Genomic DNA, 21,205 nt, shown 5'->3' on the forward strand with positions numbered 1-21,205 from the left:
CGTACGTATTGGAGGTTTCATGACCGCGACGATCCCCACCACATTCACCTCACACGGCACCCGCTGCGCGGCCTGGCTAACCTGTCCGTCGGATCCTGGTCCGCATCCGGTGGCCCTGCTCGCCCACGGATTCGGCGCCAACCACACCATGGCGTTGTCTGAATACGAGCGGCACTTCACGGCCGCCGGAATCGCCACGCTCGCCTTCGACTATCGCAATCTCGGAGCCTCCGAGGGCACACCGCGGCAACGGCTCAGCCTGCGCCGGCATCGCCAAGACATTGCAGCGGCCCTGGATTTCGTCCACAAATTGCCCGACGTCGCCGACGTCGATACCAGCCGCGTTGCACTGTGGGGCACCAGCCTCGGCGCCATGCACGTGTTGCGGGTCGCCGCCGACCGGCGTGATCTGGCCGCGGTGGTGGTGCAGTGTCCGATCGTCGACGGTCCGGCGGCCATGCGCCGGTTGGGGGTGGCGGCGATGATGCGGGTAGGACCGGCGATCGTCGAGGACGCCCTGCGCAGCGCCACGGGGCGTGGGCGTCGATACATCCCCATCGTCGGTCGGCCGGGAAGCCTGGCGGCGGTGACAGTGGCCGGCGCCGAGGAAGGCTGGAATTCCACCGTGGACCCCGACGGGTCTTTCGACAACCGTGTGGCGGCCGCCAACGTTGTGGGTATCGCCGCATCGAGCGCCAAGCGTGCGGCTCGCCGCATTGCGGCGCCGCTGCTGGTGTGCGTGTCGCGCCGGGAGACCCTGATGGATCCACGTCACGCCGAAGACGTCGCCCGGCGGGCACCGCGCGGCACCATGCGCCACTACGACGGCGACCATTTCCAGATTTACCACCCACCCCTGATTGCCGACCTGCTGGCCGACCAGATCGACTTTCTGCGCGAGCATCTCCATGTCGAAGCCGCGTGACTTGCTGCGCCAGCACGACGCCGGCTTTGTCGAATTCGCCCGTGGTTTGTCGGACGACCAGTGGAGCCGCCCGAGCTTGTGCACCGCATGGACCAACCACGACGTGCTGGCGCACCTGGTGATCGGGTACCGGGTGTCGTTGGCCACCCTGACGGCCGGCATGGTCACCCATCGCGGTTCGTTCGATCGTGCCAACGCCACGCTGGCCACCGATCTGGCTCGACGGCAGAGTCCGGGCGCGCTGATCGCCGAGTTCGCCGCGTTGACGCACCATCCGCGCGGCATCGGACGGGTCTTTCCCCGGCGACTCCTGTTGGGTGATCATGTTATTCACGAGCTCGACATCGCATTTGCGATTGGCCAGGATCCCGCGGTTGGGGTGGAGGCGTTGGTGTCGGTGCTGAACACTCAAGTGCGGGTTCCGAATCCGTTCGTACCGGCAGCCAAGCGGGCGCGCGGGCTGCGGCTAGAGGCCACGGATGCCGATTGGGACCATGGGGAGGGCGAATGCACGGTGGTAGGCCGCGCCGCACAGTTGGCCTCGGTGCTGGCGGGTCGGGCGTGGGCGCTAAACCAGCTCAGCGGCCATGGAGTCGGCACCCTGCGCCAACGCCTCTCAGCGGCCTAGCAACGTGTTCGCCGGCAGATTCTTGTCGAGCACCTTGCGGGCTTGTTCGGCGCCGGTGACGGGCAGCGTCTTCGAGAGGCCCTCGAGCAGCCCCACTTGCAGCAGCAACGACGCCTGGTCCCAGTAGATGCGTTCGTAGGCAACCTGATGTCCCTGGAACCCCATCACGACCACCACAGGAAGCATTACCGCGCGACCGGTAGGGGCCACGCCGGGAAGCAACGTCGGCATCGGGACGTCGTGGGTGAAGGACATGACCATCTCGTCCACGACGCGGTCGGTGCCGACGGTGCGACAGATCGGGGTGATCGTGGTGTCGGCGGGCCAGTGACCGATAAAATACCTGGCGTAGAAATCGGCCACCCCGGCGGAGCCGACCCCACCCATCATGGTGGGAACATGATTAACGAACGGATCCGCGGACATCGTGGCCATCGTGGCGGCAACGTCCCTGGCGACGAACTCGGTGTCGACATGTCGGTCAAAGAGCGCACTGAGATCCTGCGGGCTATCACTCATAGTGCATTGTAATTACCGGCCTGACGGGCCATCCCAGCGCGAGGTGAGCACGCCTAGGGCCCCCAACGCCACCGCCGCCGCCGTCGACGTCCGCAACACGGTCGGGCCCAGCCGGACCGCGACGGCACCGGCGTCGGTCAGCGAATCGAGCTCATCCGGCGCGATACCGCCTTCGGGGCCGACCACGAGCATCAATGAGTTCGCTTGCGCCAAAACAACATCTGCGAGCCGACCGGTCGCCGATTCGTGTAGGGCCAGCACCGCCGCGCCCGCGGCCACCTGATCACCAATCCGCTGGGTTAGGGCCGCGGTGGACCACACGCCCTGGACCGACGGAATGTAGGCTCGCCGGGACTGCCGCGCCGCAGACCGAGCGACCGCGCGCCAGCGGCGCAAACCCTTATCGACCCGAGCGCCGTCCCAACTGGCCACGCAGCGGCCTGCTTGCCAAGCCACGAACGCGTCGGCGCCGGCCTCGGTGGCCAACTCAATCGCCAGTTCGGATCGATCCGACTTGGGCAGCGCCTGCACCACGGTCACCGCCGGCCGGATGGCCGGCACCCTCCAGCGCTCCCGCACCCGCGCACCCAACCGGTCCCGCTCGGCCTGCTCCACCACACAACTCGCCAATCCGCCCACCCCGTCGCCGAGCACCACCTGCTCGCCGGGCCGGATCCGCCGCACCGTGGCGGCGTGAAAACCGTCGTCGCCGCCGACAACCGCGAGCGCGCCGACGTCGGGCAGCTCCTCGACGTAGAACAGGGTCGCCACCATGTGCGGCCTCTGCGACTGCCGCTAGCGCCCGGTGAACGTCTCGCGCAGCCGGCTGAACAGTCCACCCCCGCCGGCATGCGTCGACCGGACCTCAGCCACGTCGCGACTACGACGGCTCTTCAGCTCGCGCAACAACTCGGCATCATGATTGTCCAGCCGAGCCGGCACCACCACCTCGACGTGCACGTGCAAATCACCGCGGGTGGAGGAGCGCAGATGCGGCATCCCGCGACCCCGCAACGTGATCACGGCACCCGGTTGCGTGCCGGGCGGAATGACGATCTCGCTGATGCCATCGAGGATGGCGTCCAGCGTCACCGTGATGCCTAGCGCCGCATCGACCATCGGCACCGAAACCGTGCAGTGCAAGTCGTCGCCCTCGCGCACAAAGACGTCGTGGGCCTGCTCATGGACCTCGACGTAAAGGTCACCGGCCGGTCCTCCCCCGGGCCCGACCTCGCCCTGAGCGGCGAGCCGGACCCGCATTCCATCGCCGACACCGGCCGGAATCTTGACGCTGATCTCCCGGCGAGCCCGCACCCGGCCGTCACCCATGCACTGGTGGCAGGGGTCGGGAATGACCACCCCGACACCGCGGCAGGTGGGACACGGACGCGAGGTCAGCATCTGCCCGAGCAGCGAACGCTGAACGGTTTGCACCTCCCCGCGACCCCCGCAGGTATCGCAGGGTATCGGCGCGGAATCGCCGTTGGTGCCCTTGCCCTGGCAGCGGTCGCACAACACCGCGGTATCGACCGTCACTTGCTTGGTCACACCGGTCGCGCACTCTTCGAGATCGAGTCTCATCCGCAACAAGGAGTCCGACCCCGGCCGAACCCGACCGATCGGACCGCGCGAGGCGGAACTGCCGCCGAATCCACCGCCGAAAAAGGCTTCGAAGACATCACCCAGTCCACCGAAACCGGCGAACCCGTTGGCCGACGCACCCGCGTTTTCCAGCGGATCCCCGCCCAAATCGACGATCCGGCGTTTCTCCGGGTCGCTGAGGACCTCGTAGGCGACGCTGATCTCCTTGAATTTCGCCTGCGCCACCTCGTCGGGATTGACATCGGGGTGCAGTTCGCGCGCCAACTTGCGATAGGCGCGTTTGATGTCTGCATCGCTGGCGCCTTTGCTCACGCCGAGCAGCCCGTAGTAGTCGCGTGCCACGGTTGACTCTCCTATGCGAGGTCTTACGCCGCCCCTACGCGGCTGTCCATAAATTCTGTAGCAGGTGCGCGGTCATCGAGCACCCAGCACTTCGCCGATATACATCGCAACCGCGGCAACACTGGCGATAGTTCCCGGATAGTCCATCCGCGTCGGGCCCAGCACGCCCATGCCGCCGTAAACGATGTCGTTGCTGCCATAGGCGGTCGACACCATCGAGGTGCCGACCATCTGCTCGGCCTCCGTTTCATGGCCGATGCGTACGGTCACCTTGCCGGCTTCCTGCTGTGCCGCCAACAGTCGCAGCACCACGACCTGCTCTTCAAGCGCTTCGAGGATGGAGCGTAGTGACCCGCCGAAATCCGCGGCGTTGCGGGTCAGGTTCGCGGTGCCACCCATGAGCATGCGTTCTTCGGTGTGTTCCACCAACGATTCCAGCAACACCGTGGCCGACCGGCCGACCGCGTCGCCCAACCGGCCGGAACCATGCAACTGGCCGGCGAGTTCGGCCACCGCCACCGAGGCCGCCGCGAGCTTCTTGCCTTCCAATGCCTGGCCCAGCAGCTCGCGCAGCTGGGCCAGTTGGTGGTCGTCAATGACATCGCCGAGTTCGACCAGGCGCTGATCCACCCGCCCGGTGTCGGTGATCACCACCATGAGCAGCCGCGCCGGCGTTAGCGCGATCACTTCCAGATGGCGAACGGTCGAGGTGGACAAGGTGGGATATTGCACCACGGCGACTTGCCGGGTCAGCTGCGCCAACAGCCGTACCGCGCGACGCAGCACGTCGTCGAGGTCGACGCCGGACTCCAGGAAGCTTTGGATGGCCCGCCGTTCTGCCATGGACATCGGCTTGACGTCGTCCAAGCGGTCGACGAACTCGCGGTATCCCTTCTCCGTGGGCACCCGGCCGGAACTGGTGTGCGGCTGGGTGATGTACCCCTCCGCCTCCAGAACTGCCATATCGTTGCGGATGGTGGCGCTGGAGACGCCGAGGTTGTGGCGCTCCACCAGGGATTTCGAACCAATCGGCTCCTGGGTGGAAACGAAGTCGGCGACGATGGCGCGCAGCACCTCGAAGCGGCGGTCGTCCGCACTTCCCATCGACTCCCCATTCCCCTGCATTGGTTGCATTCCTTGGATGCCTTGCACCGGGCCGGCCGCGTTCATTTTACGGGCTTGTCAGCGGCGGACCGCGCAGTCGCGCAAACGCCGGTCACCGACGGCCCCAAGCGCTGGATCAGTGCGGATCGCTCCGTCGCGGACGCCCGCACGGTGCGTGGTGCAGACCGTATGGTCCCACTGGTCCTGAGCGCGTCAATTCCCCAGGACCATTTTGCGACTAGCCTATTGCGCATGATCCTGTCCGGCACAAACAACGCGTCAGGGACGATCCGCCAATGATTTTCAAGGGCGTGCGGGAAGGTAAGCCATACCCCGAACATGGGCTGTCCTATCGAGATTGGTCCCAGATTCCGCCGCAACAGATTCGGCTTGACGAATTGGTCACAACGACCACCGTGCTCGCATTGGATCGGTTGCTTTCGGAGGACTCCACGTTCTATGGAGACCTGTTCCCGCACGCGGTCAAGTGGCGAGGTATCACCTACCTCGAGGATGGTTTGCACCGGGCCGTACGTGCGGCGCTACGAAACCGCACCGTGCTACACGCGCGGGTGTTCGACATGGACCTGCCGCCCGGCAGGCCGAGGTAGCGCGCCGACAGGCGAACCGAGGTCGGTTTGGTCACATTTGCCCGCCCCCGGGTGTCGTACCAAGTGGCGGCAATAACGACCACCGTCCCGTTAGGAGCAGTCATGTCTCGCCTTGTGGGGGTCTCCGACCGCGACGCCGGCTTGGGCGCCAAAATCGCCTTCTTCTTCACCGGGCGCAAGCTGGCAAGAATGACCGGGCTGAAAACGGCCGGCATGCTCGAACCGCTGCGCATGTACGCCCATATCCCTAAATTGCTCAACGCCTACGGCAGGCTGGAACAAGCCGAGTCGAAAATAGATATTCTCACTCCTCGGCAGCGGGCGTTGGCCGAATTGAAGGCCGCGACAACGGTTCGCTGCGAATATTGCATCGATCTGGGTTCGCAGATCGCCCGCGAGTTGGGGATCAACGACCGGGAATTGCAGGCACTGGCCGGTTATCGGGACGCCTCGTGCTTCTCCGAGGTCGACCGGTTGATTCTGGACTACGCCACCGCGATCAGTCGTACCCCCGTCGTGGTCGGCGACGAGCTTTTCGAAGCGCTGCGCGCCCACTTCGATACGGCTCAACTGGTCGGACTGACCCACATCATCACGCTGGGCAACCTGCGCGCCCGGTTCAACATCGCGCTGGATATTGGGTCGTCAGGCTTCTCGGCCGGCCGGGTGTGCGCGCTACCCGACCACACCGGGTGCCGATGACCGACCCGGCGTTGCTGGCACGATTCGAGGCCGCTAGGCCGCAGCTGGGGGCCCTCGCGTATCGCATGCTGGGCTCCCTTGATGACGCCGAAGACGCCGTGCAGGAAGCATGGCTACGGCTTAACACCAGTGTGGGCCGCGCCCAGGACGGCGAAGAAATTGCCAACCTCGATGCCTGGCTGACCACGGTGGTGGCTCGGATTTGTCTCAACATGTTGCGTGATCGACGCGGCGCGGGCCACGAAGAGCGGCTCGGGCAGCTGCCGGATCCGATCGTGGACGCGGTCGGCGAGTTCGACCCCGAACACCACGCGATGCTGGCGGACGCGGTTGGCCTGGCGTTGTTCGTGGTGCTGGACACCCTGCCCCCTGCCGAACGGTTGGCTTTCGTGCTGCATGACGTCTTCGCGGTCCCGTTTAACCAGATCGCGCCCATTGTTGAGCGATCACCGGGGGCGACACGCAAACTGGCCAGCCGCGCGCGGCGCCGCATCGAGCGGGCGGCACCCTTTCCGGACGGCGACATCGCGGTGCAACGCGAGGTCGCCGATGCATTTTTTGCGGCCGGGCGCACCGGTGACTTCGAGCGCTTGGTCTCGGTGCTGCATCCCGACGTGGTGCTGCGCGGTGACTTTGGACCCAACACTCGCGGGTTCCGCGCCCAGGGCGCATCTTCGGTTGCCAGGCTTGCCGAAAGCTACGCCGGTCCAGAGCGCGAGGTGCTCGACGCCCTCGTCAACGGCGCCGCCGGCGCCATCATCGTCGTCGCTGGTCGACCATCCGCGGTGATGGGGTTTTTGGTGCGCGCCGGTCGCATCACCGCGATCGACGTGCTCGCCGATCCGGAGCGGATCGCCAAACTCAAGTTGAGCGGTCACAACAGGTCGGGCGAATAGCGGTGCAGTGCGTTGCTTCTGCGCCCGGAGCGCAGATCAGCGCCCGGCGGCCTGCAGCAACGCCATCGCCGAGCTGCGTGACAGCACCCAGCTACCTTCGTTGACGAACGTCACGTTCTGGGTAACCGGCGCCGCAAGCTTGGGCCCGGAAACGGACACGTCGGCGGTGGCCGAACCGGCCTCAACCGGTTGAATGTTGGCCACGCTGAACGACAACGGCAGGTCCCCGTTCTTAGCCGCCTTCTTCAGCTCATGGTCGGCAATGCGCGCTTCGGCCCCGCCAATCCCGCCCTCGACCAGATTGCTCTTGTTGGTGAACGAGACGCCGGGATCGGCGAGGCTGTTGAGCAAGGCGGTCAGCTCGGCGGCCGTCGGTACGTCGATTGCCGGGGCAGGCGCCGGGTCCTGCGGAAGCGGCGCACCGAAGAAGACCGGCTGCACCTGATAGGGCGCCGGGCCGGCGGAGGCGATACCAGCGGAGGTGATAGTTGTCACACTGGCCGCTGCGGCGCCGATAACCGCCACCACTGCCGCCGCGGTGGCCAGCGATTTGATCGAACTCTCGGTTTTCACGGTTAGGTTCCCCCCTATCGATTTCGCACGGAAACCTCGGTAAGGCGTCGCTGCACCGGTCCTGGCCGCTCCTGCTCCGCGTGGTACCCGTGTGGTGATCGTCCACCGTCCTACTGACACTTGGATGGCGGACTGTTCGATTTATAGCCGAGATTTCTGTGAGGATCGTGAGGGATTCTGTGACCAACCTGTGCAGCCCCGTGCGGCCGGCAACCTATCCCTCGGCAAGAACCTCCTCGTCGGTCAACGCGGCGACGTCGAGGTAGTGGCGAGCGATCAGGATCAGTCGTTCCGGCGTGCCGCGGTGGGATTCCCGAGCGTTGAACCGCTCGGCCAGCCCGGCAACGGTTCGTGTCGCGAACATATCCGCGACCACGGCATGGTCGATGTCCAACCAGTCGCGGAGCCGAGCGATCACACTGGTGGCCAGCACGGAGTCACCCCCTAGCGCAAAGAAATCCTCGTGCACGCCAATCGCATCCGCACCCAGTACCTCGGCGACGATGTCGCATAGGGCGGCTTCCAGCGGGCCGCGCGGAGCGCTGTTGTCATCGCCGGTTTGGTTGGCGTCCGACGCAAGCAGCGCGGCCACGGCGCGGCGGTCCAGCTTGCCGTTCGAGGTCAGCGGAAATCGTTCTAAAAAGACGATCCGGCTCGGAACCATGTAGTTGGGCAACAGATCTGAAACGGCGGCAATGATATCGCTCATTTCACCCGGATCGCCGGCCACCGCCGCGACCAATTTGGGAGCCGTGGCGCCGACGACTGCCGCAACAGCATGCCGCACCCCGGGCACGGTACGAATCGCGCTCTCGACCTCGCCGAGCTCGACCCGGTATCCGCGAATCTGCACCTGATGGTCGGTGCGGCCCAGGAACTCAATGGTGCCGTCGGGCCAGTACCTGGCCATGTCGCCGGTCTTGTACCAGCGAATACCGTCGTACTCGACAAACCGCTGTGCGGTACGTTCCGGGTCATTGCGGTAGCCAGCAGCGACACTTGCACCGCCGACCCACAATTCACCGGGAACCCAATCGAGGCAATCACGGCCGGAAGGCCCGACGATGCGACACCGCACATTGCGCAGCGGTACCCCGAACGGCACGGTCGCCCAGTGCCCTGGCGGTTCGCCGACTACTTCGCAAATCGTGTCGTGGATGGCGGCCTCGGTTGCTCCGCCCAGCCCGGAGAACCGGCATCCCGGCACTTGTCTGGCCAGTCTGCGGGCCAAGTCCGCACCCACCCAGTCACCGCCCAGAATGACGGCGCGCAACGAGTTGCCCAGCCGATCGCCGCCAAGCTCCAAGATCATGTCGAGCATGCTCGGCACCACATTGAGGATCGAAACTCGGTGGTGTCGAAGCAATTCCACCCACGCGGTAGCCGCGGCCTTCTGCTGCGAGTCGACTGCCACCAACGAACCACCAACCGAGAACATGCCGAACATGTCATATACGGAGAGATCGAACTCCAGGGCGGACAGCGCGAGCACACGGTCGGTTGCACTGACCTCGAACCACTCGTTGACCGCATCGATCGTGTTCATCGCCGCGCGATGCGCTACCTCGACCCCCTTGGGCAGACCCGTCGAACCGGAGGTGAATATCACGTACGCGATCTCACCGGTGTCGGGATAGATCGGTGCCTGCAACGGTTCTGGATAGCTGCCCGCCTCATCGATGGCTAGGCAAGGAACTCCCGCGCCCAGATCGGCTCCTTCGACCGTCAGCGCGGCTGCCGCATCGGCGGTCTGAAGAATCCTGGCTCGCCTCGCATCCGGCTGGTCGAATCCGATCGGTACGTAAGAACACCCGGCGGCGAGTACCCCCAGCACCGCCAGGATTTGGTCGGGGCCGTTCGGTAATTGAACCGCGACCGCGTCGCCGGTTCGCACGCCACGGGCGTGCAGCGCACCGGCCACGGCCAATGCCCGGCTGCACAGCTCCCGATAGCTCCAGTTGCCCCCGACATCGCCACTGCCCCACACGACGGCCGGCGCATCCGGTGTGGCCGCCGCATGTTCGAAGAAGCCTTGATGAAGACGACGCCCGCTGACCGGTCCGTCGGTCGCGTTGATCGCCGCACGTACCGTCGCCTGTTCGCTCGGCAACTGCACCACCGCCTCGGCGTCCCAGCCCGCATCGCCGTGGGCAAGCCGCTCGACCATTTCGGTGAACCGGGTGAACATGGCCTCGACCATGCCCTGCGGAAAGGCTGATTCGCGGACGTCCCAGTTCACCAGCAATCCGCCACGCAGCTCGGTGATTTGAGCGTCCAACAAGACTTGCGGTCCTTGCGAGATGATCCACACCGGCTCGCCGAAGGTGTCGATAACGCCGTCGGCGAACAGCTCCCCGAGGTCGAGCGCGCTGGTGAAAACGACAGGGGCCAACACCGGCTCACCACGATATCTGCCTAGATCACGCAACACTTCGAGGCCGGAATAGGCAGCGTGCGAACCGCTTTCGTACATTCGCCGTTGAATGTCCCTGGCCCGGTCAGCCACCGACACGTTTTCAGTGACATCGACCTCGAGCATGACCGACGAGGTGAAGTCTCCGACCACCCTGTCGATGTCCGGATGCACCGATTCACGTTGAAACAGCGGCACGTTGAGCAGGAACTTGCCGTCCGCCGACCAACCGCCTATGACATCGGCGAAGACCGACGCCAAGGCCATCGCCGGCGTCACGCCACGGGCATGGGCTCCGGCGATCAGCTTCTGCTTGCCCTCCGGCGCCAGCCAGTGCTCATAGCGGACGGTGCGATGTGCTGGGCCCGCCATCGCGACGGTCGGTAGTTCGGGTGCGCCGGACATCTCGGGCAACCGCTGCTGCCACCAGTCGCGGTCCCGGGCATGCGCCGCCATGTCTCGTTGACGCTCGGTGCGATAACGACGGTAGCTGTAGCCTGGCGCCCGCAGTGCGACTCCCCGGTACAACTCGGCCAGATCCGAGACCAGCACGCGATAACTCATTGCGTCGCCGGCCAACATGTCGATGTCCAGATGCAGCCTACTGCGGTTGTGCCCCCAAAGGCTCAACGTGATGTCAATGACCTGGCCGTCTTCGATTCGAAGACGTTGGTGAGATTTTCGCTCGCGCAATTCGGCCAGCGCGGACTCGGCCTCGTCGGCAGTGCGGCCGCGGAGATCCTGTACTGCAAATACCGGCCGGCCGGGCTTGGACATCGTCTGCTGAGTCCCGTCCGGCAGAAAGCGGGTACGCAGCATCGGATGTATCGCGACGAGATCTGATGCCGCGCGTTCCAAAACCACGGCATCGACTCCGGTTCCGTCGAATTCGACGTACAGGTGCGCCGCCACCCCGCCCAACTGTTGCTCGTCGGAGCGACCGATCCAATAGGCGTGCTGCATGCCGGCCAACGGGAACGGCGCTTCCTCGGCCACCGGTTCGGCGGGCGCGACCGGAGGCGAAGCCACCGCCCCCAGCGGCCGATCCGCACCGAGCAGTTCGTACCAGGAATCGACCGTGGGCGACGATGCGAGTTGGGCGAAGGTGATGTCGGCCCCGCACCTACGCCAGCGACCCGCGAGCGCCATCATGCGGATCGAATTCAAACCCAATTGGATGAGGTCATCCCGGTCGCCGACTTCGGGCGCCGGGCAATCCAACTGAGCCGCAATCAAGGTCCTGATCTCGTCCTTGCTGATCCACTCTTCGCCGAGCGACACCATCGCAGTCCTTTCGGCCACTTGCTAACCCCGGTCTTTGTCCAAGCCAATTGCCAGCGCGGCGATACCGCGCTGCCAGAAGTCCGTCAAGCAGTCAATGTCGGAGCTGTCGAACAGGGCATCACTCCAGCGCCAATTGCTGATGAGCTGCGTACCCTCCGGCGTCGTGGCAACAAACGCGCTGAGGTTCAACGCAAAACGCAGCGGGAGATCTGGCTCGGGGTCATCGGGAAGAGCATCGATGTACGGCCCGGTCAGTAACGACCAGGGTTGATCGGTGACCCCACCGAGGTCGAGACGCCCCAAATAGCTGAACTGGATCTGGGGTTCGGCAGCGTCCCGCAGCTCGGGCACACGGTCGACATAGCGAAGCAAACCGTAATCCAAGCCGTCGTTTGGGATAGCACCGAGGTGAGCAACCACGGAGTCCACCAGATCCCGGGCCACCACCGGCGTTCGCTCTGCCCGGTCGACATCGAGTGCCGTCGCCCCCACTCCAAGGCGCACGGGGAATGCAGAGGTAAACCACCCGACCGTATTTGTAGTGTCGGTGTCCACCACGGCGTCAGCACGACCGTGACCCTCCAGCGCGATCAGGGTGCCTGCTGCCGGATCCTGTGCACGGGCGCGGCGCCAACTTGCGACCGCCATCGTTGTTGCGGCAAGTAGGAACTCACGCACACCTTCGTCTCGCTTGACCGCGGCCAACACACGCTCGGTGGTGTCGGTCGGCGTCACCACCCGCGTGACCCGCAACGTGGACCACGTGTCGCGCGTCGGATCCGCAAGCCGCAACCCCAACACCGGATCGGACGCGCGGACCTGTCCCGCCCAGTACTCGCGCTGGGCTTGCACCTCCGGCGCAGCGGCACGTTCCCACATCAGCTCGCACCATCGGCGGTAGGAAGTGAACTCGGGCAACATCTTTGGCGGCATGTCCGCTTTCACCGAGCGCCATGCCTCGATCAGGTCCCCCAGCATGATGTGCCAGGACACCACGTCCACTGCCAGGTGATGCGCCGTGAGTAGCAGCACGTCTCCCGGCCCGCGGGGCGTGTCAGCGGCGGAGAACCAGACACCGCGCACCATCACACCGGCATGGGGATCGATCTCGTCCATCACGTCGCGCGCAGAATGCTTGATAGCGGTGAATAGTTCGTCACCTGTCGCCAGCTCAACCCGGACAAGCACGTCGGCAGCACGCACCACACCGGGTTCCCGAGTTACCAGCCGCGGTCCTTCGTCGGTGTCGGTCAGGATCGACCGCAAGGTGTCGTGGCCGTCGAGCAGCAACTGCAGCATCAGCTCGATCGATGAGCTGTCGATATCGGAGGGCAACCGAAGCAGCACGGTATGGGTGAAGCGTCGAAAGTTTCCGTGCTCAAAGAGCCAGGACACCATGGGCAGCGGCAACACTTGACCGTATTCGGCACTGACGACGGCGCATTCCGCATCCGCCGCGGCGTCGATCGTTGCCCCAAGCTGGCGAATTGTCGGAGCGGAAAAGACCATTCGTGGACTCATCGACAGACCCCGCCGTCGCGCCTTATGAACCAGCGAGATCGCCACAATGCTGTCCAATCCGAACAGAAAGAAGTCGTCATCGACATGCGGTACCACACCGTTGAATTGCTCTTCAAACAATTCGCACAGCAGCCGCTCGGTGTCTGTCGATGCCGAGCCCGCCGCGCCCCCGCCGACGTCGGAGATCGCCTTCTCGGCGAGCCGATCCAATGCATACCCATCCAGCTTGCCGTTGGCGTTCACCGGCAGCCGCGGCAGCGCCACGATACGCGCGGGCACCATGTAGGAGGGCAGCCGCTCGGCCAGCGTGGTTCGCAGCTGGATCGGGTCTTCGTCGGTGTCTGCTTGCCACACCACAAAACCGACCAGGCTGGTGCGATCGTGATGACGCAACACCGAGACTGCCGCGTCATGCACTCCGGCTTGTCCACGCAGGGCGGCTTCGATCTCGTCGACCTCCACCCGGTATCCGCGGATCTTGACCTGGGTGTCACCTCGCCCCAGATAGGCATACGCACCAAGGGGCAAGCTGCGGACCAAATCGCCAGTGCGGTACATGCGTTGACCGGGCCGAAATGGGTCGGCTACGAAGCGTGTTGCGGTCATCGCCGTTTGGTCGACATAGCCGCGCGCCAGTTGCGCACCAGACAGATAAAGCTCACCAACCACACCACAGGGGACCACCCGCAACAGCGAATCCAAAACGTAGCCGAAAGTCCCGGAGTTGGCCGTACCGATCGTCGGTGCTGGGTAGTCGTTGATCGCGGCCACCACGGCCTCAACCGTCATCTCGGTGGGGCCGTAGCAGTTGTAGACCGCGCGACAGCCCGGGCCCTCCGACAGCTCGCGCAGCTGCTGCCACAATGCGCTGTCTATTGCCTCGCCGCCCAAGGCCAACACCGGCAGTTGATGATCTGGCAGTCCCGCCGCGCTCAGTTGAACCAGCATCGACGGCGTGGTATCGATCATGTCGATCCGATGCGCGGCAATACCTTTGACCAACCGGTCCGCATCGCGCATCTCCTCGGCGTCGAAGAGGTGCAACGCATGGCCGTCGAGCAGGCCGACCATGGGCTGCCAGGAAGCGTCGAAGCTGAACGACCAAGCGTGCGCGATGCGCAGGGGGCGGCCAAGTTGGGCCATGGCCGGCCGATATACCCGGTCGCGGTGATCGGCAAAGTAACTCAGTAGCGCGGCATTGGTGCCGATGACGCCTTTGGGTTCACCGGTCGAACCGGAGGTGAAGATGACATACGCACAGTGCTTTGGATCCCGATGAACCACGGGCGCGTGCGCGGGGCGGTGCGAAATACGTTTTGCGACCGCTGGATCATCGACCACGAGCGTCGGAATCACGGCTCCGGCCATCTGCGAGTATCCGGCCTCGGTGATCACCAGCTCCGGTTTGGCTTGGCGCAGAATGGAATCAATACGGACCTGGGGAAGAGTGATATCGATTGGTAGATAAGCGCCACCGGCGGCGAGCACCGCCAGGATGGCGACGACAGATCGGGTCGAGCGCGGCAGTATCAGCGCAACGACCTTTTCCGGTCCTATTCCGCGGGCGGCCAGCTCCGCCGCCAACCGGCACGCGGCAGCGTGTAATTCCGCATAGGTGTAGCGTTCGCCGCTGCCCGTGCCCAGCGCTTCGGCGTCCGGCGTGGCGCCGACCTGCCGCTCGAATTGCTGCCACACGGTGACGTCCGGATTGGGCACCGGCAAGGTGGCAAGGTCGGCGAACTCGGCGCGCTCGGCGACGGTGAGAACGTCGAGCGAGTCAGCGCCTTGATCGGCAACATCGGGCAGTTGCAGCAGCACATTTATCAACCGCTCGCAGATTTGCTCGGCGGGAAGGTATGGCAATGCTTCGGGAATCGTCTCGGCCAGCACCACCAACGCGTCGTCTCGGAGGTGCGCAACAACCGTCAATGGGTAGTGGGTCAGGCTTTCCATTTCAACCGGACAAAACCGCGCGCCGTCGGGAGTGGTCACTTCATGGATGGCGTCCTCGACGGGCGCGTTCTCGAAGACGAACATGCTGTCGAACAACGCTCCACGCCCGTGTGCGCGCTGCAGTTCGGACAGGCTCAGATAGCCGAGGTCGCGCATCGCCGATAACTCGCGTTGCAACTGCACACACTGCTCGACCACCGAGGTGGTGCCGCTCACCCGGTGGACGACTGGCACCGAGTTGATGAACAGCCCGACCATGTTCTCCACTCCGGTCAGGTGTTCGGGACGGCCGGACACGATGGTGCCGAACACCACATCGCGACGGTCGGTGAGCCGGCTGAGCACAACGACCCAGGCGAACAGCACGGCGGTATTGAGCGTCAGCCCGCTACTCCCGGCCCAATTTCGCAGCCGGGACGTATCGGCCGGGCTCAGCAGGCGCTCCGTCTTTTGCGGCACGCCGTCACGCACGGCGACGGTGCCCTCGGCGACCATCAGCGGCTCGGACGCACCCTGCAGATACTCCGTCCACTTTGCAACGGCCGCGGCCCTATCCTGTTGCGTGAGCCACGCGATGTAGTCGCGGTAGGGGCGAGGAGTCGGTAGCGCATCGGTCGATCCGCCGGCCCGGTACACCGCGAGCATCTCGGTGAAGAACACGGCGAGCGCCCAGCCGTCCATCAGAATGTGGTGCGCGGTGAAGATCATCCGGCGTCTGGTCTCGCCGGGGACGGTGATCAACACCACGCGTACCGCCGGGCCGCGACTCAAGTCGAACGGGCGGCGTCGCTCCGAGCGCGCAATCGAATCGAATTCACTGGATAATGCCGTTCGTTCGGTCCACGGTAACTCGACGTGGGCGGGCACGATTTGCACCGGCTTGGGCACGTCACGATCCCAGAAGGCGGCGCGCAGATTTGGGTGCCGATCCAGCATCGCGGCAGCGCTGCGGCGAAGCAGGGCGAGGTCAACCGGTCCGTCGATATCGACCCGCAACTGCATGGTGTAGAGGTCGACGCTGTCCTGCGCCAGCCGGTACAACGCAAACAGCCCTTCTTGCAGCGGGCTGAGCGCAAGGACGTCTTCGATCTGCGGCGAAGCTGTGGTCACGAGCGCCTCACGAACGGTTGAGCCAGGACGCGGTCACTTGGGCAAGCGCATCGGCGTCCAAGCCCGAGGCACTCATCGGCGCGGCGGGCTCACGGGTTGCCGAGTCGATATCGGGCGCGGGCTGGTCGGCGGCGGCATCGACGGCCGCGGCCAGCTCGGCGATCGTCATGTGTTCGAACACCATTGCGGGGGTCAGGTTCAGTCCCTGTGCGGTGGCTCGGGCCGCCAACTGAACGGAAATGATGCTGTCGCCGCCCAGTGCGAAAAAGTTGTCCTCGCGGTCGATCTCGGCGATATCGAGCAGCTCCTTCAGCAAGGCGATGATCGCCGATTCGGTTTCGACGGAGCCGCCGGTGAGCGGTTGTGACCGTTGCTCGTCGTTCCGTACTGGCGGCGCTAGCAGCCGCTCCAGCTCGGCTGGTGATAGTAGCTCGAGCCCGGACAGCCGGGAGTCGGGCATGGTCGCGAACGCATCCAGCGTGCAATTCAGCGCGGCGGCGATGCGCCCCACCGTCTCCGGACCGTACAGGTCGGCATTGGCGACAACTCGCACGTCCAACTCCGCATCCGGTGTCACGTTCACGCCGACGTTCAGATCAAGCAGCGAGATCTCGAAGTCCATCGGCAGCGCAGCGACCGTCGTCTCAGCGGTGAGATCGCGCGGCAGCAGCGACCAGTCTTCGCCGCGGAAGTGAATCGAGTTCTGAAACAACGGGTGATTGCGCGAGGGCGAGCGCGGCGGGTTAATCGCCTCAACCAAGCGTTCAATCGGAAGTTCTTGGTGCGCCAATGCATCCAACACCGCGTCCCGGCTGCGGGTGACCGCGGTGTGCAGCGTCGGATCGTCGGACAGGTCGGTGCGCAGCACCACCACGTTGGCACATGGACCGGTCAATTCAGCCGTGGCCACGTCCACCCGGGACGCCACTGGGCTCCCGATGGCGATATCGGCGCCGCCGCCGAGCTTGTGCAGCAAGACCGCAAGAGCGGCCTGATAAACCATGAATTCGGTGGCACCATGTTGCTCGGCGAGCCCGGTCAGGGCGGCCCGGCGGGCCGCCGATACCCGGAAATCCACCACCTCTCCACGCTTGCCGAGCACCAGCGGGCGAACGTGGTCTGGAACGATCGAAATATCCTCGGGCAATCCGGCCAGCGCCGCGCACCAGTGCGCGAGTTCCCCGTGTGCCCAATCGCGCGGCGCGTCGAAGGTGTTGCGTTGCCACACTGCGTAATCGGCAAACTGAAGGGGCGATGTTGACCACCGCGGCGCCTCGCCCCGCAATCGCGCCCGGTAGGCAGTGACGAGGTCTTCGAACACCACGCCCAGCGAGCTGTGATCGGTCACGATGTGGTGGACCAGTAGCAGCAGCACGTGGGTGTCCGGGTTCAACGCCAACAACGTCGGCCTAACAAGCGGCTCTGACTCCAACGTGAACACGTACCGGCGCAGCTCGGCCACCGTCTCGTCAAGTTGATCCGCACGGATCTCGGTGATGTCCAGCTGCAGCTCCATTGTGGGGTGCACAAGCTGATACGGAACACCTTCGTGGTCAACAAAATTAGTACGCAACGCTTCATGCCGACCAACTACGTCGTTGAGCGCCTCAGTGAGTACGGACCTGTTCAGCGGACCGCTGAAGCGAAGTCCGAGCGCCATATTGAAGACGTCATTTGCCCCTCGCATCCGGTACTGGAACCACATCGCCAGCTGCGAGTACGACAGGGGTGGCCGTTGCGGGCGCGGTAGCCCGACAATGTCCGGACGCGGCGGGTCCGAAGGCGATTGCCGTGGGGCCGCCGGATCGGTCGCGTCCAGCCGAGCGGCCAGCCCGGCCGGGGTCGGGGTATCGAAGATGGCTCGTACGGTCAACTCCGCGCCGAACTCCGCGCGAATCTGCGCTACCAGGCGAGCTGCCAACAGTGAATGGCCGCCCAATCCGAAAAACGAGTCGTCGGCACCGACTTTCTCCCACCCGAATAGCCGGGCGAATAGCGAACACATCCGACGCTCGGCGATCGTCGCCGGCGCACGATAGCTACGTACCGCGACCGGGGTTGGTGCGGGCAATGCGCGCTTGTCCAGTTTGCCGCTGACGGTCAACGGGATATCAGGGATCACCGCAAAAGCGTTGGGCACCATGTATTCCGGCAACATCGACGCGGCATGGGCGCGTAACTCGTCGAGCGCGATGGTGTCGCTGTCCGCGGTCGGCACCAGATATGCGGCGAGCATGGGTCCCGCCTCGGTGTCTTCGGTGACGACCAGGCAGTGCCGCACCGCGGGATGCGTCGCCATCACCGACTCGACCTCGCCGAGTTCAATGCGGAAGCCACGGATCTTCACCTGCTCGTCGGCTCGGCCGATAAATTCCAGCTCGCCAGAGATGTTGCGGCGGACCAGGTCTCCGGTGCGATACATCCGCAGGCCAACGTTGAACGGGTCGGCGACGAATCGCTCTGCGGTCAGCCCGGCGCGTCCGAGATATCCGCGCGCCAGCTGATTGCCGCCCAGATAAAGTTCACCGATGACCTCGGCGGGAACGGGTTGCAGTTCCTCGTCCAGGACGTAGGCGTACACGTTGCGGTTCGGCGTGCCAATCGGTACCACTCGTGCGCCGTATGACCCCGTCACCCGCATGTGCGTCGAGCAGACGACGGCTTCGGTCGGGCCGTAGTGGTTGCGCAACTCCGCGTCAAAGTAGCCGGCGAACTTGTCGGCGACCTCACCGCGCAGCGCCTCTCCTCCGACCGGCACGTGGCGCAACTGCCGCCACTGTTTCACCTGCGGCAGTAGCAACAGGGTACTCAGCATGGAGGGGACCATGTGCAGCACGGTGATGCGGTGGCGGCTGATGAGATCGGCGATGTAGCCGATATCGCCGAACGCCCCGGTCTCGGCGGGCTTCGGCACGATCAGTTGTGCGCCGAGGGCCAACGTGACGAAGATATCCAGTAGTGACGCATCGAAGCTCACCGAGGACGATTGCAGCAGGCGGTCTTGCGCGGTCATGCTCCACTCGGCGATGAAGCCGTCGATGTGCTCGGCGATTGCCTGGTGCGAAACCGCCACACCCTTGGGCTGGCCGGTGGAACCCGACGTGTAGATGACGTACGCCAAATGCCCCGGCCGCAGCGGGCATAACCGGTCGGCATCGGTAAGGTCTAGCTCCGACAACCCCGCGGCGTCGCGTTCCGCGGCCGCCAGTTCCCGCTTCCCGATGACCACGCGTGGGCGAGCGTTGGCGACCAGGTATTCGATGCGTTCGTCCGGGTAGGCGGGATCTATCGGTAGGTAGGCGGCACCGGATTTCAGCACGGCCACCATCGCGACGATGAACTCGATCGAGGTGGTCATCCGCAAACCGATGATGTCTTCAGCACCGAAGCCCTGTCCGATGAACCAGCGGGCCAAGCGATTTGCGCGTCGATGCAACGCGGCGTAGGTCAGTTCGATTTCGTCGGAAACCAGCGCGACCGCGTCCGGGGTGCCGGACGTTTCCGAGGCAACCGCTTCAAGCATGGCCACCATGGTGGTGGCCGGTGTTGGGACAAGTTCACCGTGCGACGTCGCCAAGACCGCATCCCGTTCGCCGGCACTGAGCAAGTCCAAGCTGGCCAGGCGGTGTTGCGGTGCGGCCAGCGCGTGGTCGAGCAGTTGTAGGTAGTGCGCCAGCATCTGTTCTACGAGGGCGTCGCTGAGCTGTGTCTGGTACTCGAACTCGGTCCATACACCATCCGGGTCGAGCACCACGGCCAGGGCAAGGGGAAGATGGGCGGTCACCGCCCCCAGGTGGCTTTGTTGCACGGTAACGCCGTCCAACGCAAGCCCACTCGTGCTCTTGCGCAGGGAAAAGCCCAGTCGCACCAGCTGGTCCATGCCGTCATGTCCCATCCGCTCCGGATTGACTTCCCGCACCACGCGATCGATGCCGACGCACTGATGCGCGAAACCGCCAAGACAGGTCTCCCGTACCGCGTCGACGAACGAGCCAAACGTGTGCTGTGGGCGGGGGCTCAGCCGCAGCAACAGCGTGTTGCCGAAATATCCGATGGCATCGTTGGCCGCGGGCCCACGGTCGGTTACCGGCACCGAAATCAGAAAATCGGACGCTCCCGTGTAGCGGCGCACCAGCACCCCGAACGCGGCCAGCAACACCATGAACGGGGAGGCGGAGCGCTGGCGGGCGAAGTCTTCGACCCGGGCGAACAGATCCGCAGCCAGCGCCCGAGTTCGCCGCTTCGCCTGCCTGGTTTGGTGGGCCGCCGCCGCACCGGGAAGCTCCAGCGGTTCGGGCGCCGGCCGCAAGGTGTCCGCCCAATAGCCGACGTCGGCAATCGAAGGTTCGGCCGAGGTTTCCAACACTTCGACCGCGACGTATTGCGCCGCAGTCCCGCTCAGCTGGCGGCCGTTGTAGGCAGCGCTGAGCTCCTCGAAAAAGATGCCCCAGCTGTCGTCATCCCAACAGATGTGATGCACTGCCAGCAGCAGTACGAAATCATCGGTGCCAGTGCGCAACAGGGTGACCCGTACGGGCAGATCCTTGGTCAGATCAAAGGGGGTGCCGAACTCGACTCGAGCTACCGTCTCGATCTGGCGTTCCCGGTCTTTCCCAGGGAGAGGAGTCAAATCGTGACCGTGCCAGGTGATCTCAACGTTGTCGGAGATGACTTGGTAGGGTTCTCCCTCGGAGTCCACGCCGTAGATGGTGCGCAAGATGGCGTGACGCGCGATAACGCTGCGGAAGGCCGCCCGCAACCGCTGCTCATCCAACGAACCCGTGATCCGATAGGCGACACAGATGTTCAGCGTGGAGTCGCTGGGGTCCATGGTCTGCAGAAACCACATCCGGCGCTGACCGGTCGACAACGGGTAACGTTGCCCCACTCGCACAGGTTGCTTTTCGACCGATTGCCCTGCCGCCAAGCCGCTTTCGGCGACGCGCTTGCGCAACAACTCGCGACGACGTTCCTGCACGGTTTTGGCATCGTCTGCCATGGCTTTTCGCTCCTTGGTGTTGC

13 protein-coding genes are annotated in these 21,205 nt (G+C 64.8%); 5 read left to right on the forward strand and 8 right to left on the reverse strand.

Annotation, left to right across the window (positions count from 1 at the left end):
- Positions 1-19: 19 nt before the first annotated feature.
- A complete protein-coding gene (locus tag MB901379_RS15715) occupies positions 20-925 on the forward strand; it encodes an alpha/beta hydrolase (RefSeq protein WP_158017492.1) in 906 nt (301 codons plus the stop codon).
- Entirely contained in the window at positions 909-1,553 is a 645-nt protein-coding gene (locus MB901379_RS15720) for a maleylpyruvate isomerase family mycothiol-dependent enzyme (protein WP_158017493.1), read from the forward strand. Before MB901379_RS15715 ends, MB901379_RS15720 begins: the two co-directional genes overlap by 17 nt.
- On the opposite strand, the gene MB901379_RS15725 is transcribed toward MB901379_RS15720, so the two are convergent.
- The 4 genes from MB901379_RS15725 to hrcA all read right to left on the reverse strand — a co-directional run bounded on the left by MB901379_RS15725 (position 1,542) and on the right by hrcA (position 5,120).
- The gene (locus MB901379_RS15725) at positions 1,542-2,072 is read right to left on the reverse strand and encodes a nuclear transport factor 2 family protein (RefSeq protein WP_158017494.1); all 531 of its coding nucleotides are present in this window, start codon (positions 2,070-2,072) and stop codon (positions 1,542-1,544) included. The two genes, MB901379_RS15720 and MB901379_RS15725, sit on opposite strands and share 12 nt — an antisense overlap.
- A 12-nt stretch (positions 2,073-2,084) precedes the next feature.
- On the reverse strand, positions 2,085-2,846 hold the full coding sequence (locus MB901379_RS15730; RefSeq protein WP_158017495.1) for a 16S rRNA (uracil(1498)-N(3))-methyltransferase: 762 nt from the start codon (positions 2,844-2,846) through the stop codon (positions 2,085-2,087).
- A 21-nt stretch (positions 2,847-2,867) separates the two neighbouring features.
- Positions 2,868-4,016 carry a molecular chaperone DnaJ gene (gene dnaJ / locus MB901379_RS15735; RefSeq protein WP_158017496.1) on the reverse strand — a complete coding sequence of 383 codons (1,149 nt, stop codon included), beginning with the start codon at positions 4,014-4,016 and terminating at the stop codon, positions 2,868-2,870.
- A gap of 72 nt (positions 4,017-4,088) precedes the next feature.
- Positions 4,089-5,120, reverse strand: a complete 1,032-nt coding sequence (hrcA, locus tag MB901379_RS15740; protein WP_158019223.1) for a heat-inducible transcriptional repressor HrcA — start codon at positions 5,118-5,120, stop codon at positions 4,089-4,091.
- A gap of 296 nt (positions 5,121-5,416) precedes the next feature.
- Here hrcA and MB901379_RS15745 point away from each other — a divergent pair, with 296 nt between their 5' ends.
- The 3 genes from MB901379_RS15745 to MB901379_RS15755 all read left to right on the forward strand — a co-directional run bounded on the left by MB901379_RS15745 (position 5,417) and on the right by MB901379_RS15755 (position 7,329).
- A complete protein-coding gene (locus MB901379_RS15745) occupies positions 5,417-5,731 on the forward strand; it encodes a type II toxin-antitoxin system VapB family antitoxin (RefSeq protein ID WP_158017497.1) in 315 nt (104 codons plus the stop codon).
- Between the two features lie 102 nt (positions 5,732-5,833).
- The gene (locus tag MB901379_RS15750; protein WP_158017498.1) at positions 5,834-6,433 is read left to right on the forward strand and encodes a carboxymuconolactone decarboxylase family protein; all 600 of its coding nucleotides are present in this window, start codon (positions 5,834-5,836) and stop codon (positions 6,431-6,433) included.
- Positions 6,430-7,329, forward strand: coding sequence for a sigma-70 family RNA polymerase sigma factor (locus MB901379_RS15755; RefSeq protein WP_158017499.1), 900 nt, complete (start codon positions 6,430-6,432; stop codon positions 7,327-7,329). Before MB901379_RS15750 ends, MB901379_RS15755 begins: the two co-directional genes overlap by 4 nt.
- Before the next feature lie 36 nt (positions 7,330-7,365).
- Here MB901379_RS15755 and MB901379_RS15760 read toward each other — a convergent pair whose 3' ends face one another.
- The 4 genes from MB901379_RS15760 to MB901379_RS15775 all read right to left on the reverse strand — a co-directional run bounded on the left by MB901379_RS15760 (position 7,366) and on the right by MB901379_RS15775 (position 21,182).
- The gene (locus MB901379_RS15760) at positions 7,366-7,884 is read right to left on the reverse strand and encodes a hypothetical protein (RefSeq protein ID WP_158019224.1); all 519 of its coding nucleotides are present in this window, start codon (positions 7,882-7,884) and stop codon (positions 7,366-7,368) included.
- 232 nt (positions 7,885-8,116) lie between these two features.
- A complete protein-coding gene (locus tag MB901379_RS15765) occupies positions 8,117-11,599 on the reverse strand; it encodes a non-ribosomal peptide synthetase (RefSeq protein WP_158019225.1) in 3,483 nt (1,160 codons plus the stop codon).
- Between the two features lie 21 nt (positions 11,600-11,620).
- Positions 11,621-16,183, reverse strand: coding sequence for a non-ribosomal peptide synthetase (locus MB901379_RS15770; RefSeq protein WP_158017500.1), 4,563 nt, complete (start codon positions 16,181-16,183; stop codon positions 11,621-11,623).
- Between the two features lie 7 nt (positions 16,184-16,190).
- Positions 16,191-21,182 (reverse strand): non-ribosomal peptide synthetase, encoded by a 4,992-nt coding sequence (locus MB901379_RS15775; RefSeq protein WP_158017501.1) that lies wholly within the window; start codon positions 21,180-21,182, stop codon positions 16,191-16,193.
- Between the last annotated feature and the right edge of the window lie 23 nt (positions 21,183-21,205).

Source organism: Mycobacterium basiliense (assembly GCF_900292015.1).
Classification (GTDB): Bacteria; Actinomycetota; Actinomycetes; order Mycobacteriales; family Mycobacteriaceae; genus Mycobacterium; species Mycobacterium basiliense.

Coding starts and splice junctions, on each gene's coding strand:
- MB901379_RS15715 (WP_158017492.1), top strand. CDS start 20: ATGACCGCGACGATCCCCACCACATTCACCTCACACGGCACCCGCTGC.
- MB901379_RS15725 (WP_158017494.1), bottom strand. CDS start 2,072: ATGAGTGATAGCCCGCAGGATCTCAGTGCGCTCTTTGACCGACATGTC.
- MB901379_RS15745 (WP_158017497.1), top strand. CDS start 5,417: ATGATTTTCAAGGGCGTGCGGGAAGGTAAGCCATACCCCGAACATGGG.
- MB901379_RS15750 (WP_158017498.1), top strand. CDS start 5,834: ATGTCTCGCCTTGTGGGGGTCTCCGACCGCGACGCCGGCTTGGGCGCC.
- MB901379_RS15730 (WP_158017495.1), bottom strand. CDS start 2,846: ATGGTGGCGACCCTGTTCTACGTCGAGGAGCTGCCCGACGTCGGCGCG.
- MB901379_RS15720 (WP_158017493.1), top strand. CDS start 909: ATGTCGAAGCCGCGTGACTTGCTGCGCCAGCACGACGCCGGCTTTGTC.
- hrcA (WP_158019223.1), bottom strand. CDS start 5,120: ATGGGAAGTGCGGACGACCGCCGCTTCGAGGTGCTGCGCGCCATCGTC.
- MB901379_RS15775 (WP_158017501.1), bottom strand. CDS start 21,182: ATGGCAGACGATGCCAAAACCGTGCAGGAACGTCGTCGCGAGTTGTTG.
- MB901379_RS15765 (WP_158019225.1), bottom strand. CDS start 11,599: ATGGTGTCGCTCGGCGAAGAGTGGATCAGCAAGGACGAGATCAGGACC.
- MB901379_RS15755 (WP_158017499.1), top strand. CDS start 6,430: ATGACCGACCCGGCGTTGCTGGCACGATTCGAGGCCGCTAGGCCGCAG.